Genomic DNA, 15,127 nt, shown 5'->3' on the forward strand with positions numbered 1-15,127 from the left:
ACGTGCGCGATGATGGCAATATTACGCAGTTTATCTAAAGTTGACGCGGTAACGCTCATGAATCAGTATCCTCTGTGGCACTAGATGACCATAATGACCACCAGGCAAACGCTTTTCAAAAGTAAAGGGCGCATATTCTACTCTTTTTTTTCACAGAAAGAAAAAGACGTTATCGTCATTAACGGTATTTTTTTAAACAAAGCAAAAAAACTCAGCTACACTTGGCAGTCATGATGCCGCACCACAACGGAGCAGCCTCGCACCACTTTGATGCAACATAATAAAAACCGCGCTCCGCTGTAGCAATAAAGCCTTTAAAATCAATATTGTTATATATTGGCATACATCTGGCATTTAATAGGGCAATCACTTACTCAGTGTTCAAATCGGGTCAATTGGAGGAATGCATGTCTGCATTGGAAGTTTTAAAACTAATTAAAGAGAACGACGTTAAATTTTTGGATTTACGTTTTACCGACACCAAAGGTAAAGAGCAGCATGTCAGTATTCCGGTAAGCCAGGTCACCGAAGAAATGTTCGAAGACGGCAAAATGTTTGATGGCTCGTCCATTACCGGCTGGAAAGGCATCAATGACTCAGACATGATATTGCTACCAGATGCCAGCACCGCAGTGTTGGATCCATTTTTTGAAGAAACCACACTGAACGTAACCTGTGATGTTATCGAACCCAGCACGATGCAGGGCTATGACCGCGACCCGCGCTCCATTGCTAAACGTGCTGAAGAATACTTAAAATCGACCGGTATAGCGGATACTGTATTATTTGGCCCTGAGCCAGAGTTTTTTATGTTCGACGATATTCGCTTCGAAACGACCATGGCAAGCTCGTTCTTCAAGATTAACTCAACCGAAGCAGCCTGGAACTCAGGTACCATTTATGAAGATGGCAATAAAGGTCACCGCCCCAGCGTGAAAGGCGGTTATTTCCCGCTGCCGCCGGTAGATTCAGGCCATGATATCCGTAGTGCGATGTGTATGGTACTGGAAGAAATGGGCCAGGTGGTGGAAGCTCACCACCATGAAGTGGCTACTGCGGGCCAGAACGAAATTGCTACCCGTTTTAATACCCTGACCAAGAAAGCCGACGAAGTGCAGCAGTTAAAATATGTTATTCATAACGTTGCGCACTTATACGGCAAAACTGCCACCTTTATGCCGAAGCCACTGGTTGGTGATAATGGCTCAGGTATGCACTGTCACCAGTCTCTGGCAAAAGATGGTGTTAACCTGTTTGCTGGTGACAAATATGCCGGGCTGTCTGAACTTGCCCTGTATTATATCGGCGGTATTATTAAGCATGCCAAAGCGGTAAATGCGTTTACAAACCCTTCAACCAACTCCTATAAACGGTTGGTTCCGCACTTTGAAGCGCCGGTTATGCTGGCCTATTCAGCGCGCAACCGCTCTGCGTCTATCCGTATTCCGTTGGTGCCAAGTGCCAAAGCCCGCCGGATTGAATGCCGCTTCCCAGACCCGGCAGCTAACCCTTACTTGGCCTTTACTGCCCAGTTGATGGCCGGACTTGATGGTATTCAGAACAAGATCCATCCTGGCGATGCTATGGATAAAGACTTGTACGATTTACCGGCGGAAGAGGCAGCAAATATTCCACAGGTATGTACCTCTTTAGATGAGGCAATGGACGAACTGGATAAAAATCGCGCTATCTTTACTAAAGGTGGGGTAATGTCTGATGCGATGATTGATGCCTACATTGCAATTAAACGTGCAGAATCTCGTCGCGTATCAGTAGCAGTGCATCCGTTGGAGTTTGAACTGTATTACAGCGTTTAATCTACGCTAATGTCAGAAGGCCCACTCAGGTGGGCCTTTTTTTTGTAGAATTCTTTATTAAAGCGCGCTAAAGTGAGATATTAGCGGTTAAAATTTAACATCAATGGATTTGACAAGCAGATGAATAAGTTACTGTTGCTATTAACTTTACTGATAATCATGCTGCCACTACAGGCGCAGGAAAAGCGCATTTTTGTCACCAAAGATGCTAATGGTGTATTAGTATTTTCAGACAGCCCGCAGCCTGGTGCCGAAGAACTCAATCTGACCAGTCGCCCGAATATTATGGAATCTGCCAGCATCGAGCTGCCTGCCAGGAAGCCGGTTGAAGCTGAGCCTTTCAAAATTGAAATTACCCAGCCAGAGAACCACGGCACGGTGCGTGACAATACCGGCTCAGTGTATGTATCTGGCCGGATTACCCCGATGTTTAAGCGCGGCCTGCAAGTAAGGCTAGTTGTTGATGGTACACCACTTAGTGAACCACAGAATAAAGCCACATTTATCCTGCGCGATGTTGACCGCGGCGAACATACTCTGCAAATGGAATTATTCGATCAAAGCGGCAAGCTTATTGCAACCAGTCCTGTCACAACCTTCTATCTTCACAGAGCGTCGGTAATTAACCCCAATTAGGGCAGCCCAGGCTGTATTTCGGCTAAAAACCGATTACACTACCATCAAGCTGCACTATATTGGTGCAACAGAGGTGGCAGTGTGACAATTCAAAGCAAACAACCTGATTTTATGGCGCTTGCCGAACAGCTCACCACAGCTGTGTTGTTGCTCGACAGTGATTTAATGCTGCGCTACTTTAATACTGCCTGCTGTGCCGTTATGGGTCTGGGCGAGAAGCGCTTATCCGGTCAGTATTTTCCCGGCTTATTTCAGCATTTGGATATTAAAGCCAGCCATCTGACAGCGGCACTTAGCAGTAAGCAGGGATTCAGTGTCAGTGATGTTCAGGCGGTGTTGCTGGATGGTCGTCATCTGCTGCTTGATATTTCACTGACGGTCAGCGAGCAACCCGTCAATCATTTGTTACTTGAATTGCGTCAGGTCGACCAACAGCGGAAAATCAGTATGGAGAGCCTGCAGCAACATCAGCATCTCGCTGCCCGAGAGCTTATTCGTGGTTTGGCCCATGAGATTAAGAATCCGTTGGGCGGTTTACGAGGCGCAGCTCAGTTGCTTGAAGAATCGCTGGATGACGAGCAGAAAGAATATACCCAGTTAATTATTGCCCAGGCTGATCGCCTGCGTAATCTGGTTGACCGGTTACTGGGTCCTTACCGCCCTCCTCAGAAAGTCATCACTAACCTGCATCAGGTGATTGAACAGGTGTTACAACTGGCCCTGATGGATAACCCGGCTAAAGTGCGTTTCAGTCGTGATTATGATCCCAGCATTCCGGATTTCAGTTTCGATCCCGAATTAATTGAACAGGCGCTATTAAATATCGTCCGAAATGCCCAACAGGTTTTGCATGATAATGGCGCAATATGCCTGCAAAGCAGGATTTTGCATCAGCATACCCTGAATGGTAAACGCTACAAGTTGGTCGCGTTTATTAAGGTTATCGATAACGGTCCGGGGATCCCGGCTGATATTAAAGATACCCTGTTTTACCCTATGGTCAGTGGTAAGGCAGGTGGCACAGGCCTTGGTTTATCTATCGCTCAGACTCTGATTCATCAGCATGGTGGCTGGATTGACTGCGACAGCTGGCCTGGCCAGACCGAATTTACTTTATATTTGCCGATCTCAGACACGGAGGAATAACGCTATGAGTGATACCGTCTGGATTATTGACGACGATAACTCAATTCGTTGGGTGTTAGAAAAGGCACTAAGTCGCGCTGATATTCAGTGCGAGAGCTTTGCCTCGGCTGATTTAATGCTGCAACGGCTGGAATTTGAGCAGCCGGCTGTCGTGGTTTCTGATATCAGGATGCCAGGCACTGATGGCATGGCACTTTTAGCCAAACTTCAGGCGCTGACCCCTGAATTGCCCGTTATTATCATGACGGCGCATTCGGATCTTGACAGTGCGGTGAATGCGTTTAAACGCGGTGCTTTCGAATATTTACCTAAACCCTTCGATGTTAATGATGCCGTGGCACTTATCAGCCGGGCATTGCAACACAGCCACAGCCAGCGGGCCCGGCAAAAACCTCAGGTTAACAGCATAACCCCTGAAATTATCGGTGAAGCCCCCGCTATGCAGGAGGTATTCCGTGCTATTGGCAGGCTGGCCCGCTCCAGTATCAGTGTACTGATTAACGGCCAATCCGGTACCGGTAAAGAACTGGTTGCCCGTGCTTTGCATAAACATAGTCCGCGTTCAGAGCAGCCGTTTATTGCCCTGAATATGGCAGCTATTCCGAAAGATCTGATCGAATCTGAACTGTTTGGTCATGAAAAAGGCGCATTCACCGGCGCCAATAACTTACGTAAAGGCAGGTTTGAACAAGCCGATGGTGGTACCTTATTTTTAGATGAAATCGGCGATATGCCGCTGGATGTGCAAACCCGGCTGCTGAGGGTATTGGCTGATGGTCAGTTCTACCGGGTTGGTGGCCACCAGGCGGTATCCGTTGATGTCAGAATTATTGCAGCCACACATCAGAATCTGGAGCAATTGGCGCAGGAAGGTAAATTCAGGGAAGATTTGTTTCACCGGCTCAATGTCATCCGGGTGCATTTGCCACCGCTTAAAGAGCGAAAGCAAGATATCGCCAGACTGGCACAGCATTTTTTACAACAAGCAGCCACAGAGTTAAATGTCGAGGCAAAAATGCTAACGAAAGAAGCCGAGCAATTTTTAAGCCAGCTGGACTGGCCAGGTAATGTTCGTCAGCTGGAAAACAGCTGTCGCTGGCTAACAGTAATGGCCAGCGGTAAGCATATTGTGGTAGCCGACCTGCCCCCGGAACTGACTCAACCGACTAAAAATAATCAAAAACCAGCCGCCACAGATGGCGGCGACTGGCAAGCCCAGCTGGCCAGTTGGGTTGAAGATAAACTGAGCGCCGGAGAACAGAATATTCTGGCTGAGGCCAGCCCCGCCTTTGAACGAATTGTGCTACAGCAGGCCCTGCATTTTACCCGGGGCCATAAACAGGAAGCGGCCCGTTGCCTGGGCTGGGGCCGCAATACATTAACGCGTAAACTTAAAGAATTGGATATAGAATAATCTTATTGCTCGCTATGCATTTTAGGTTTCTGCTGCCAGTTAAGTTTACGTTTTTGCTGCCAAGTGGCCAGTTGCTGTCGCTGCTCTGGTGTCAGCAACTGGTATACCTGGTGGCGTAATTTTAACCGCGCCAGCCGATATTCCATTTGCTGCTGCTGTTGCTTTTGCAATACCCCGGTAACTGCTGCTTCATCAAAATAATCGGCCTGGATTAGCTGACGCAGCGTGCCACGCATTTGTTCACGATCAGCACGCTCAGGTTTACTGACTTTATGCGCTTTCAGCAGCTGTCTAAGCTGTTGTTGCTGAGATCTATTAAGTTCAAGCCCGGCGAGCATTTTCTGGTAGGAAGAACGACCCTGCTGCATCTTGTAAGGTTGGTCTGCCTGCTCAGCCTTGCTATGATGCCCTGCATTAGCTGTTGCTAACAGCAAGCCAGCAGTGGCTAACATTAACGTTATTGCTTTCATCATTTATACTCCGTGGTTATGCCTCTGACAGCATAGCGGCTTAACTGCAAAGTAATGCAAAGCCCGGGTAAAGATTCAGTAAAGACGCTGGCAGTGACACCTGCCCTGAATACACTGAGTAAAAAAGGAGTGGGTATGGCGGCAATCTTAATTATTGATGATGATGCAGAATTATGTCGGTTAGTGGCTGATTATCTGGCTATGGATGGCTACCAGATTGACATGGTTCACGATGGCGTTAGCGGGCTTAGTAAAGCTCAAAACGGTCATTACCAACTAATATTGCTAGATATTATGTTACCGGGGCTGGATGGCCTCAGTCTGTTAAAAGCACTGCGCCAACAAAATTATTGCCCGGTACTGATGCTGACCGCCCGTGGTGATGACATTGACAGGATCATCGGCCTGGAACTTGGCGCAGATGATTATCTGGCCAAGCCGTTTAATCCACGGGAGTTGCAAGCAAGGGTTAAAGCGATATTACGCCGGGTAGAGCTTACCAATCAGGATAATAATCAGACAGCTCAGATCCTTGAAATTAACCAGGTGAAACTTAATCCCCGCAATCTTCAGGTACAATGCCGGCACCAAGATGTCAGTCTGACCTCAACCGAATTTCAGTTGCTGCAAATGCTGATGCGCCATGCCGGTCAGCTGGTCAGCAAAGAGCAACTGAGCCAGCAGGTGCTGGGACGACGTCTGCAACAATATGATCGCAGTCTGGATATGCATATCAGTAATATTCGTAAAAAGTTCAGCCAGTTCGCCAGTGACGAAAAAATTCAGACGTTGCGTGGCAGTGGTTATCTGTTTCTCCGAGGGCTTAACTGATCATGCTCTACTGGTTAAATCCGATTAATTCGCTGGCTGGACGTATCTTTGTCTGGTTCTGGCTGGTGCTGTTATTAACGGTGGTTCTGACATTGTTAATTTCTCAGAGCCTTTACAATCCAACGGATATACGTCGGTTGCCGCCACAGCTCAGCCGGCAACTGCAAGCGCAGCTCGCGCCATTAGCGCAAAGTGCGGACCCGGCCACACTGCTGCAACAGCTGGCAATGAATAAGCGTAACAGCTGGTTGGTCGTCAATAATGCTGATCAGCAACTGCTGAATCCACAAGCTCTGCCTGCCAGCTTTGACCCCCACTGGTTAACAGAGCTTGCTCAACTTGACCGGCCACGCTTACTGCGTCATCGTAATGTTTACCTGGCAGGTCCTTTTGTCATTGAGATAGCGGGCCAGCAACTGGCTCTCTATCAGCAACGCCAGCGTCCGCCACAGCCCTTCTGGAGCATGCGGACCCTCTCAGAACCGCTATTAATATTGCTGCTAGTGGCGGTCTCTGCTTTGGCCAGTTTTATTCTGGCGGTATCAATTTCCAGACCGCTTCGTGAGCTGTTACAACAAAACCTGGCTTTTGCCTCAGGTAAACTCAGCAGCCGGGTTAGCCGACTGGCAAAAAGACGTGATGAGCTCGGCCAGCTTGGTCGCAGCTTTAATACCATGACAGAAAAAATCAGTGATTTGCTGCAAAACCAGCAACGTTTGCTACGGGATATTTCCCATGAATTGCGTTCGCCACTCACCAGAGCACAGCTGGCAATTGGTTTGACCGAACAGCAACAAAACCTGCAACAGTTGCCAAGGCTGAAACAGGAGCTGGAACGGATTGATAGCATGCTGGATGAACTTCTGACCTTCAGCAGACTTGATGCCGGCCAATATCCGCTGGATCTGAGCCCCTGCGAACTGAGTGCGATGTTGTCGGAGTTGATCGAACTTAACCGGGTAGACGCCGATTGCAAACAGCAAACGCTGCTGCTGGATGCGCCTGCGCCATCCTGGCTCGAAGCGGATGGTCGCTTGCTGTGCCGGGCATTTGAAAACATTCTGCGAAATGCAATTAAATACAGCCCGGCCGGCAGCACTATTCGCCTGAGTATCGAGCCACAGGCCTACCATCTTATCGCAGAGATCACGGATCACGGGCCTGGGCTACCCGAAGCTGAACTTGCTGCCGTATTTGAGCCGTTTTACCGGGTCAGCAATAGTCGTGACCAGCAAACCGGCGGTGCCGGGCTGGGTCTGGCAATTGTCGCCATGATAATCCGGCAGCACAGAGGGACAGTAGCAGCATTCAACCGTGATCCGGGTTTAACCATCCGGGTGACATTACCTAAAACATCCAGCAGGAATGAGTCGATATGATGCCAGCAGTTGACACGGCCATCACGCAAACACCACTTACTGAACGTTGGCCACAGCAGCTACAGCCGTTGTGGCAACAGTTTGTCCATGCTGATTTGTATAGTCACGATCAGACCCGGTTACGCTACAGTTATTATCTGGCAGCTGACAGGGCGCAAGCAGTGGTCTTCAGCACTGGCCGGGTTGAAATGGCAGTCAAATACATTGAGTTGATGCATGAGTTTATTACTGCAGGCTATAGTGTGTTTATCCTCGACCACCGCGGTCAGGGCCAGTCAGCCCGGCTGCATACTGACCCTCATCTTGGCTATGTTGCTGACTTTGCCGATTATGTCAGTGACTTCGATCAGTTTGTCACTGACATTGTCACGCCATTTGGCCATCGGCAGCATTTGCTGATCGCTCATTCTATGGGCGCTGCTATCGCTTGTTGTTACTTGCTACGGTATCAACATCCTTTCCAGGCTGCAATTTTCGGGTCACCGATGTTTGGTCTGCATGCAGGCAAGGTGCCGTCTGCTCTGGCCAGCAAGCTGGTTGCCGGCTATGGTTGGCTCAGATCAAAAATCAATCAGGATAGCCGGCAATATTTCCCTGGACAACGCCACTATCAGCAAAAACCTTTTGCTGATAATCCTCTTACCCACAGTGCTGAGCGATATCAATGGTTAGGGCAACTTTATAATTTATACCCGGACAGTCAGTTGGGTGGGGTTAGCTGGGCATGGCTGACCCAGGCTATCAATGCTATGGCTGATATCCAGCGACAAGCCAGTCAGTTCAATGTTCCGGTATTAATGCTGCAGGCAGGGCAAGATAAGATCGTCAGTAACCGCGCACAGAACACCTGGTATCGGGGCTTGCCCGCAGTGCTTTACAAGCAACATACTATTTTGGCAGAGGCTAATCATGAAATCTGGATGGAGCAGGATAACATCCGCCAGCAAGCGTTCAATGCTGTTAATCAGTTTCTGGCAGGCCTTAAAGACGACAAGAGCCGGTCGTAATCGTTATACCGCGCCAGCAAAATTATGCTGGCGCCAGGCTTCATAACAAACAATAGCGACGGTATTAGCCAGATTCAGACTGCGTGCGCCTGGTTGCATTGGTACCCGGATCCGGTTTGCAACCGGAATAGTATCGCGGACGGCGTCTGACAATCCTGCTGTTTCAGAGCCAAACAGTAATACGTCATCTTTTTGGAAATGTTGCTGCTGATAAGGCTGGCTGCCTTTTGTGGTTAAGGCCAGGATCCTTTTACCTGCCATCGCCGTGGCAAAGCTCGGGTAGTCGGCATAGCGACTTACGTTTGCCAGATCGTGATAATCTAGCCCGGCCCGACGCAGTTTTTTCTCTTCAAAATCAAAGCCCATTGGCTCAATAATATGTAACCGGCATCCCGTATTGGCGGCCAGACGGATTATATTGCCGGTATTAGGCGCTATTTTCGGTTCAAATAATGCGATATGGAACATAGCAGCGACAGCCCTAGAAACAAAAGGCCCTAATTTACACGCTGCAATGGCGGAATTAAAGCGGTTAAAATGACAGAGTTGTAGAAAAAATCATCATTTAATTTGCTTAAAGGCAGCTATGACAGCTATATTTACCCGGTATTGTATACACTACAAGGATGTGTTTGTTATGCCACTGTTAGGTTGGCTGTGTTTTGTTGCGCTGTTGCCGGCATTGTCGGCCTATGCAGCTATTGCCAATGGGCTGACAGCAACCTCATTTAGTCTATTTTTAACTTTTTTTGCAGGTTTTACTTTAGCAGGTGCGGCAGGTTGGTGGCTCTGGCAGCAGCAGCGGGCCAGACAAAAAGCACAACAAAAAATGCTGCAGCAACTGCTTACTGACACCAGTGCACTTGTTGCTGTGCTCGATCAAAACTGCCAGTTGTTAATTACCAGCAATGCGTTAGAGAGGATTGCTGTCGGTCAGAATCTTTGTGATTGTATGTATTTTGATCCTACCCTGAAACAAAAGGCCTGGCAGGACATCAGACGGGTATTAGAACAACATCGCAGCTGGCAGGGAGAAGTATGGTGGCAACTGAAAGATGATTTGCTCGCCGTCAGTCTGACCATCACTCAAAGTAATAATAGCGCCTGGCCTGCAGCACGGTTTCTTTTGGTCGCCCAGGATATCACAGAGCGAAAAAGAGCTGATCAGCAACAGCTGAATAACCTGCTTCGCGACCCGCTTACAAATTTACCCAATCGAATTATGCTCGAAGAGCAACTTGCTACGAATATTTCCTGCTGTACTCAGTTGTATCCTACCACTGCATTACTACTGGTAAAATTCAATCAGTTGCTCAGCACTGAGCAGTCAGCTAGCGGACAAAGTTCGGCAAAACGCATTGCTGAAGCAGCGAGAGATTTACGCCAGGCTCTAGCGCCGCAGTACGCAGTTGGTCGTTTCAACAGTGACAGTTTCGCTGTTCTGGTGCCACCTCATTTATGTGCCATGCCCGTTGACTTACCGTTGAACCAGCTGGCTCACCAGATTTTATTACAGATTAGTCAGTTTAATATTATCAGCAGTCATAGTCAGATCTATGTCAGTATTGGCATTAGCCGGTACCCGGAAGACGGTGCCGATGCACCCGCGATGATGCAAAGTGCAGAGCGGGCTGTGCAACTGGCTGCCCGCAGTGGAACCAGTCAGTTTAGTTTTGCTGACGCCAGGTTGCAGCAGCATTCTGCGGAATATCTGACCTTGCAGGCAGAACTTAGTAAAAGCCTGATCCAGAATGATTTTACCGTATATTTTCAGCCACAATTGAGTATCAGCAGCAACCGTATTGTTGGTTACGAAGCGTTGTTGCGTTGGCACAATCCGAAACGGGGTATCATGCAACCGCAAAGTTTTCTGGCGCTGGCTGAACAGAGCGGAATGATCGTAACGCTAGATCGTTTAGTCTTTCGGCAATGTTGTCAGCAGATAAAACAATGGCTACAGATGAATCAGCTTCGGGGCCGGATTGCCTTGAATATTTCTGCTCAACACTTTCAGCAATCTGATTTTGTTGAGTACGTCGTCAAGTGTCTTGATGAACACAAACTACCGGCAGAGCATTTTACGTTAGAGCTCGACGAACGGGTCTTCCAGCAACCCGGTACTGATGTGCAACCAAGACTGGCCGCGCTTAACGAGGCAGGCTTTCATTTAGTTATGGATAACTTTGGCGATGGCACTTCATCGCTGACTTCACTTCGCCAGCTACCTTTGCATGGCGTTAAAATCGCGCGTAGCCTGATCACGCAGATGGAGCAGAAAGAGCAGCAGCGCAATATCACTTCCAGCTTGATAAGGCTGGCAGGCTATCTGCAGCTGGAGGTCACCGCCAGTGGTATTGACAATGAAATGCAGGCTTATCTGTTACATGTCATGGGTTGTGATAAATTACAGGGTAATTTATTCAGTAAGGCGCTTCCTGCCAGTGAAATACCGGCATTACTGGCAAAAGAAAACAAACTAATCAAAAAGACAGCTAGTTAACCTCGTCCCGCTTTTCCCGGCCTAACAAATCAACAGCAGCCAGTTTCACGTCTTTTTTCTGATATAAAACCTGGTAAATCTGTTCCGAGATCGGCATCTCGATCCCCACCCGCCTTGCAAGATTAAATACTTCTTTGGCGTTTCGGTAGCCTTCTACCACCTGACCAATGGTTGCCATTGCCTCGTCAACGCTTTTACCCTGACCTAACAGCAAACCAAAACGACGATTACGCGATTGGTTATCAGTGCAGGTCAGCACTAAATCACCTAACCCCGCCATCCCCATAAAGGTATCTTTCTGAGCACCAAGAGCACAGCCCAGCCGACTCATTTCAGCCAGGCCTCTGGTAATCAGTGCAGTTCTGGCATTGGCACCAAAACCAATACCATCGGCCATACCAGCGCCAATAGCAATCACATTTTTAACCGCGCCACCCAACTGAACGCCAATAAAATCGGGATTAGTGTAAACCCGGAAACTTTTTGCACAGTGCAGCAGATCGGACAACCGGCTGATAAAATCCTGATCGACAGAGGACAACGTTATCGCTGTAGGCATGCCTGCTGCCATTTCTTTGGCAAATGTAGGGCCAGATAGCACCGCCAGCGCAACCTGCTCGCCAAGGATCTCCCGGGCAACATCCTGCAGTAAGCGACCACTTTCCGGCTCAAGCCCTTTAGTAGCCCAGGCAACTCTGGCGTTCGCAGCTAGCAATGGTTTAATTTGTTTTAACGTGTCAGCAAAAGCATGACTGGGTACAACGACCAGTATATCGCGACTACTTTGCACCACTTGCCGCAGATCCGCACTGACAGTCAAACTATCAGGCAACCGGATATCTGGCAGATATTTCTGATTGCAACGTTGTTGCTGCATTTGCTCGATGTCCGGGCTGTTACGCCCCCACAGCATGATAGGGTTACCATTGCGAGCCAGGCAAATGGCAAGGGCAGTACCATAAGATCCTGCCCCCAGTACTGCTATTGCTGCAGTATCCATAAGCTTAAGCGTCGGCTTTAACGTCCTGGCCCTCGGCCTGACGCTTTTGCAGATACTGAGCAAATAATGCGTCAAAATTCACCGGTGCCAGATTCAGTTGCGGGAAGGTACCACGATTAACCAGGCTGGATACTGCTTCACGGGCATAAGGAAACAGAATATTCGGACAAAACGCAGCTAGCATATGAGCTAACTGAGCTTCTTCCAGCTCACCAATCGAAAAAATACCGGCCTGCTGTACTTCGCACAGAAACGCTGTTTCCTCACCCACCATAGTCGTAACAGTTAGTGACAGCGTCACCTGGTAAACACCTTCTTCTACTTTTTCACTGCGGGTGTCTAAATCCAGTTTAACTTCAGGTTTCCACTCTTTGCGGAAAATTGCCGGGGCATTCGGCGCTTCAAATGAAATATCTTTGACAAAAATCCGCTGAATAGCAAATTGTAAACCCTGTGCCTGTTGCTCATTTGCAACACCATTTGCCTTTTGTTCGGCCATGAATAATTCCTAGTTTAAGTTATGCGTTTAACAGTGGATCGAGCTTGTTGGCTGCTTGCAGCGCAAACATATCGTCGCATCCACCAATGTGGGTTGTACCGATAAATATCTGCGGTACAGTTGAGCGACCGTTCGCTTTTTCAATCATTTCGGCACGACGCTCTGGCTGCTCATCAATTTTTATTTCCTGATACGCAACCTGTTTCTGATCAAGTAACGACTTGGCACGAACACAATAAGGACAATATGCCTTGGTGTAAATAATCACTTCTGCCATGCTTACCTCTTCGATTTAACCACTGGCAGACTGGCACCAGACCAGGCTCCCATTCCACCCTGCAAAACAGCAACATTACTAAAACCTTGCTTTGCAAGAGCAACCGCTGTTTTCTGGGCCGTCATTCCTGCCTGACACACCACAATAATGGGAGCATCTTTCTGTTTTTCAAGTCCGCCAAGTTTTTGCTCGCTGATCTGGCTGGCAGCCAGCGGTATGGCGCCGGTTATGTGGCCCTTCTTAAAATCATCCTCATTACGGATATCCACCACCACGCCATCCTGCCGGTTAACCAGCATAGTCAGCTCGGTGGGAGATACCTGACGGATGGCTGAAAAGCGACTTTTAATCCAGCCGCCAACGATCAATAAAAATATCACGACCCATGCCAAACTCAGCAAAGGGTGATTAGCTACAAACTCGGTAAACTGCGCCATAGTGCTGTATTCTTACTCTGAACCAATGAAAGTGGCCTGAGTATAACGATATTGTTGTAAGAAAGCAGCCCTAAAACAACCAATCCGGACTGGAGAAAGTTAGAAAAAGCGGTAAGATACTAGCCTCGCTTAAATGTTCAGCAAAATCAGAATCGGAGTCAGCATGAGTCATCCCAAAAAGCCCCTGGTATTATTAATTCTTGATGGCTGGGGATACAGTGAACAAACTGACAGCAATGCCATAGCCCAGGCCAATACACCGGTAATGGATAAACTGTGGCAAGACTATCCGCATAGTCTCATTTCCGGCTCCGGGCTGGATGTGGGTCTGCCAGAGGGTCAGATGGGCAACTCAGAGGTCGGCCACGTTAACCTGGGCTCTGGCCGGGTGGTATATCAGGACTTTACCCGGATTACCAAAGCCATTAAAGATGGTGACTTTTTTCAGAACCCTGCGCTGGTTAACGCTGTTACCTCGGCCAAAAAAAATGGCAAAGCGGTGCATATTATGGGCTTATTGTCTGAAGGTGGCGTTCATAGCCATGAAGACCATATTCTGGCAATGATTAAGCTGGCCGAGCAACAAGGTGCCGGCCCGATTTACCTGCATGCTTTTTTAGACGGCAGAGATACGCCACCGCGCAGTGCAGAGGCGTCACTTGCCCGGGTTGAGCATCATTTTGCCGCGAGCGGCAGCGGCCGGATCGCGTCTGTTATCGGCCGTTACTACGCAATGGACCGAGATAAACGCTGGGACAGGGTGCAGCAGGCTTATGATTTACTGACCCTGGGCAAAGCCGAATTTACCGCACCTGATGCGATAACCGCGCTGCATGACGCTTATCAACGGGATGAAAATGACGAGTTTGTCAAAGCCACCGCTATTGTGGCTGCTGATGGCAACCCAGTGCAAATGGCCGATGGTGATGCATTAATCTTTATGAATTTCCGTGCCGACCGGGCCCGTCAGTTCAGCCGCGCCTTTACCGAAGTCGATTTTGCCGGGTTTAAGCGCGAACATCAGCCAAAACTCAGTAGTTTTGTCATGCTGACAGAATATGCTGCCGATATCGATGCCCCATGTGCTTACCCTCCGGAGACATTAAATAATGTGCTGGGTGAATGGCTGGCCAAGCATAACAAAACTCAGCTTCGAATCTCTGAAACTGAAAAATATGCTCACGTTACCTTTTTCTTCAGTGGGGGCCGCGAGACTGAGTTTGCCGGAGAAAGCCGTATTTTAGTGCCGTCACCTTCTGTTGCAACCTATGATTTACAACCAGAAATGAGCTCTGCTGAGCTGACCGATAAGCTGGTTGCGGCTATTCATAGCGGTGACTTTGATGTGATCATTTGCAATTATCCTAATGGCGATATGGTGGGACATACCGGCATTATGAGTGCGGCTATCAAAGCAGTAGAAGCGGTAGACCATAGTGTAGGCCGGGTGATTGAAGCATTACAACAGGTTGGCGGCGAGTGTTTAATCACTGCTGACCATGGTAATGCTGAAATGATGCAGGACCCTGGTTCAGGTCAGGCACATACTGCCCACACTAGCGGACCTGTACCATTGATTTACGTTGGACGGCCGGCTGACGCTGTTGAAGGCGGAATTTTAAGTGATATCGCTCCGACGATGCTGGAACTGCTAGGGCTCCCTAAACCTGCTGAAATGACCGGTAGAGTTCTGATGCAAGTTAAGCAAAGCTAA

General features: G+C 48.5%; 15 protein-coding genes. 9 read left to right on the forward strand and 6 right to left on the reverse strand.

From position 1 onward, the window contains the following. Window positions 1–407 precede the first annotated feature (407 nt). The 4 genes from glnA (at window position 408) to glnG (ending at window position 5,013) form a co-directional block, all read left to right on the forward strand. Window positions 408–1,817, forward strand: a complete 1,410-nt coding sequence (gene glnA / locus R3177_RS02440; protein ID WP_318969448.1) for a glutamate--ammonia ligase — start codon at window positions 408–410, stop codon at window positions 1,815–1,817. A 120-nt stretch (window positions 1,818–1,937) separates the two neighbouring features. Then, the gene (locus R3177_RS02445; RefSeq protein WP_318969449.1) at window positions 1,938–2,453 is read left to right on the forward strand and encodes a DUF4124 domain-containing protein; all 516 of its coding nucleotides are present in this window, start codon (window positions 1,938–1,940) and stop codon (window positions 2,451–2,453) included. 81 nt (window positions 2,454–2,534) lie between these two features. Then, a complete protein-coding gene (gene glnL, locus R3177_RS02450; RefSeq protein WP_318969450.1) occupies window positions 2,535–3,599 on the forward strand; it encodes a nitrogen regulation protein NR(II) in 1,065 nt (354 codons plus the stop codon). A 4-nt stretch (window positions 3,600–3,603) separates the two neighbouring features. Then, window positions 3,604–5,013: a nitrogen regulation protein NR(I) gene (glnG, locus tag R3177_RS02455; protein ID WP_318969451.1), complete on the forward strand. Its 1,410-nt coding sequence runs from the start codon at window positions 3,604–3,606 to the stop codon at window positions 5,011–5,013. 2 nt (window positions 5,014–5,015) lie between these two features. Here glnG and R3177_RS02460 read toward each other — a convergent pair whose 3' ends face one another. Beyond that, on the reverse strand, window positions 5,016–5,486 hold the full coding sequence (locus R3177_RS02460; RefSeq protein ID WP_318969452.1) for a Spy/CpxP family protein refolding chaperone: 471 nt from the start codon (window positions 5,484–5,486) through the stop codon (window positions 5,016–5,018). 132 nt (window positions 5,487–5,618) lie between these two features. On the opposite strand from R3177_RS02460, the gene R3177_RS02465 reads away from it, so the two are divergent. From R3177_RS02465 to R3177_RS02475, 3 genes are read left to right on the forward strand one after another with little or no spacing between them, the layout of a single operon-like run. After that, the gene (locus R3177_RS02465) at window positions 5,619–6,314 is read left to right on the forward strand and encodes a response regulator transcription factor (protein WP_318969453.1); all 696 of its coding nucleotides are present in this window, start codon (window positions 5,619–5,621) and stop codon (window positions 6,312–6,314) included. Window positions 6,315–6,316: 2 nt separating this feature from the next. Next, the gene (locus R3177_RS02470) at window positions 6,317–7,693 is read left to right on the forward strand and encodes a sensor histidine kinase (RefSeq protein WP_318969454.1); all 1,377 of its coding nucleotides are present in this window, start codon (window positions 6,317–6,319) and stop codon (window positions 7,691–7,693) included. Continuing rightward, complete coding sequence (locus R3177_RS02475; protein WP_318969455.1) at window positions 7,690–8,700, forward strand: alpha/beta fold hydrolase; 1,011 nt, start codon at window positions 7,690–7,692, stop codon at window positions 8,698–8,700. Before R3177_RS02470 ends, R3177_RS02475 begins: the two co-directional genes overlap by 4 nt. 3 nt (window positions 8,701–8,703) lie before the next feature. On the opposite strand, the gene R3177_RS02480 is transcribed toward R3177_RS02475, so the two are convergent. Continuing rightward, the gene (locus tag R3177_RS02480; protein ID WP_318969456.1) at window positions 8,704–9,168 is read right to left on the reverse strand and encodes a tRNA (cytidine(34)-2'-O)-methyltransferase; all 465 of its coding nucleotides are present in this window, start codon (window positions 9,166–9,168) and stop codon (window positions 8,704–8,706) included. Window positions 9,169–9,337: 169 nt separating this feature from the next. Between R3177_RS02480 and R3177_RS02485 the strand changes: the two genes are divergently transcribed. Continuing rightward, window positions 9,338–11,200, forward strand: coding sequence for a bifunctional diguanylate cyclase/phosphodiesterase (locus R3177_RS02485; protein WP_318969457.1), 1,863 nt, complete (start codon window positions 9,338–9,340; stop codon window positions 11,198–11,200). On the opposite strand, the gene gpsA is transcribed toward R3177_RS02485, so the two are convergent. Genes gpsA through R3177_RS02505 form a run of 4 tightly spaced genes read right to left on the reverse strand, consistent with a single transcriptional unit; the run spans window position 11,193 to window position 13,413 of the window. Then, the gene (gene gpsA, locus R3177_RS02490; protein ID WP_318969458.1) at window positions 11,193–12,200 is read right to left on the reverse strand and encodes an NAD(P)H-dependent glycerol-3-phosphate dehydrogenase; all 1,008 of its coding nucleotides are present in this window, start codon (window positions 12,198–12,200) and stop codon (window positions 11,193–11,195) included. The two genes, R3177_RS02485 and gpsA, sit on opposite strands and share 8 nt — an antisense overlap. 4 nt (window positions 12,201–12,204) lie before the next feature. Continuing rightward, window positions 12,205–12,699 (reverse strand): protein-export chaperone SecB, encoded by a 495-nt coding sequence (gene secB / locus R3177_RS02495; protein WP_318969459.1) that lies wholly within the window; start codon window positions 12,697–12,699, stop codon window positions 12,205–12,207. Between the two features lie 19 nt (window positions 12,700–12,718). Further along, window positions 12,719–12,976, reverse strand: coding sequence for a glutaredoxin 3 (gene grxC / locus R3177_RS02500; protein WP_318969460.1), 258 nt, complete (start codon window positions 12,974–12,976; stop codon window positions 12,719–12,721). 2 nt (window positions 12,977–12,978) lie between these two features. Next, the gene (locus tag R3177_RS02505) at window positions 12,979–13,413 is read right to left on the reverse strand and encodes a rhodanese-like domain-containing protein (RefSeq protein WP_318969461.1); all 435 of its coding nucleotides are present in this window, start codon (window positions 13,411–13,413) and stop codon (window positions 12,979–12,981) included. A gap of 163 nt (window positions 13,414–13,576) precedes the next feature. Between R3177_RS02505 and gpmM the strand changes: the two genes are divergently transcribed. Further along, complete coding sequence (gene gpmM / locus R3177_RS02510; RefSeq protein ID WP_318969462.1) at window positions 13,577–15,127, forward strand: 2,3-bisphosphoglycerate-independent phosphoglycerate mutase; 1,551 nt, start codon at window positions 13,577–13,579, stop codon at window positions 15,125–15,127.

The sequence above is a fragment of the Arsukibacterium sp. genome, assembly GCF_033722355.1.
In the GTDB taxonomy this organism is placed as follows: Bacteria; Pseudomonadota; Gammaproteobacteria; order Enterobacterales; family Alteromonadaceae; genus Alishewanella.